3 protein-coding genes are annotated in these 1695 nt (G+C 52.2%); all 3 read left to right on the top strand.

Translation table 11 applies throughout. From position 1 onward, the window contains the following. Window positions 1-813 (top strand): GTP 3',8-cyclase MoaA (gene moaA / locus B3P58_RS13405; protein ID WP_286718153.1); only part of this gene is annotated, 813 nt, incomplete at its 5' end. Beyond that, the gene (gene mobA, locus B3P58_RS13400; protein WP_286718152.1) at window positions 814-1428 is read left to right on the top strand and encodes a molybdenum cofactor guanylyltransferase; all 615 of its coding nucleotides are present in this window, start codon (window positions 814-816) and stop codon (window positions 1426-1428) included. It begins immediately after the preceding gene. A gap of 9 nt (window positions 1429-1437) precedes the next feature. Further along, on the top strand, window positions 1438-1695 hold a 258-nt coding region (locus B3P58_RS13395), incomplete at its 3' end, for a molybdopterin-binding protein (RefSeq protein ID WP_286718151.1).

The following is a 1695-nucleotide window of genomic DNA, read 5'->3' as shown; positions in this document are numbered from 1 at the left end:
ACCTTTGCCGCTCTGGGCACACGTAAAATCCGCATTACCGGCGGCGAGCCCAGCCTGCGCAAAGACCTGCCAGAGATTATCCGCATCCTGAAAAACACCGCCGGTATTGAGCAGGTTGCGCTCACCACCAATGGTTACCGTTTAAGCAAACAGATTGATGATTGGGTAGCCGCCGGACTCGATCAGCTGAATGTCAGCATCGACAGCCTCGACCCGCAGCAATTTCAGGCCATTACCGGCCACGACAAACTGCAGGAAATTCTTAACGGTATTGAACGTGCACGTGCCCTTGGTTTAACCCGCATTAAGGTGAATGCGGTGCTGCTGAAAACCTTTAATGAAAGCGGCCTTGGCCAGTTTTTAAACTGGTTAAAAGCCACACCGGTAACCCTGCGTTTTATCGAACTGATGCAGACCGGCGACAACGCCGAATTTTTTGCCGCTCAGCATGTGCGTGGTGAAGATATTAAACAGCAGTTACTGCAGGATGGCTGGCAACCGAAATTACGCGGCAGCCACGACGGGCCGGCACAGGAATTTTATCACCCGCACTTCAGCGGACAGATCGGCCTGATCATGCCTTACAGTCAGGATTTCTGTAAAAGCTGCAATCGTCTGCGTATTTCTGCCCAGGGAAAATTACATCTGTGTTTATTCGGTGAAGAAGGCTATGAATTACGGCCACTGCTTCATCATGCCAGTGCTGACATACAGCAGCATATCCGTACCCTGCTCGGCCAGAAAAAAGAAAGTCATTATCTGCAGGATGGACGCACCGGCGCGATATCACATTTTGCGATGATTGGTGGCTGAATGAACGCGCCACAGCTTGCTGCCGTATTACTGGCCGGTGGTTCATCACAGCGTATGGGGCAGGATAAAGCCCTGTTACCGGTGAAAGGTTTTCGTCATATTGGTGAACGAAACTGGCAACAGTTAATTGCTCTTAAACCGACTGTGCTCTGGCTCAGCCGCCAGCCGCACCAGTCAGAGCTGGGTTTATCGGCACCCGATGGTTGTCACTATAAAATACTGGCCGATGACATTGCCGGAGCCGGGCCTCTGGCGGGTATTCAGGCTGCAGTTAAGGCAGCACTGAACGATCAGATTGACGAATTAATATTGCTGCCGGTCGATATGCCGCATATCCGCAGTCAGGATTTACAGCGGCTGATCAGCAGCGGACGTGCAGCCTGTAAAGCCGCCTGTTATCAGCAGGATTCTTTACCGATCTGCCTGCCACTTTATTTGCCGGTCAGTCAGGAACTGCTGCACTGGCTGAACGAACAACTGCAGAATCCGGCGGCACGGCGTTCTGTCGGTTCATTAATTCATACCTTTGCCAGCGTGCAGCTGCCCTCTCCCGGCACGCATGCACTGACCAATACCAACACACCGGACGAATGGGCGGAACACGCCCGTTACTGAGGACATATCATGGCCAAAACCTTTACCAAAGATTTTATTCCACTGAATATCGCGGTATTAACCGTGTCCGACTCACGCACCGAAGACACCGACACCTCCGGCCAGCTGCTGGTCGAAAAACTGACCGATGCCGGGCACTTTTTAAGCGATAAAAAAATCGTTGTGGATAACGTCTATAAAATCCGTGCCGCCGTATCCCAGTGGATTGCCGACGATAAAACCCAGGCCGTGCTGATTACCGGTGGTACCGGTTTTACCAGCTGCGAC

The organism is Thalassolituus sp. UBA2009 (assembly GCF_002335285.1).
Classification (GTDB): Bacteria; Pseudomonadota; Gammaproteobacteria; order Pseudomonadales; family Oceanobacteraceae; genus Venatoribacter; species Venatoribacter alkanivorans.
This window is presented reverse-complemented; position numbering and strand designations above follow the sequence as displayed.

Excerpts from the sequence above, each read along its gene's own strand:
- mobA (WP_286718152.1), top strand. The coding sequence starts at position 814 with ATGAACGCGCCACAGCTTGCTGCCGTATTACTGGCCGGTGGTTCATCA.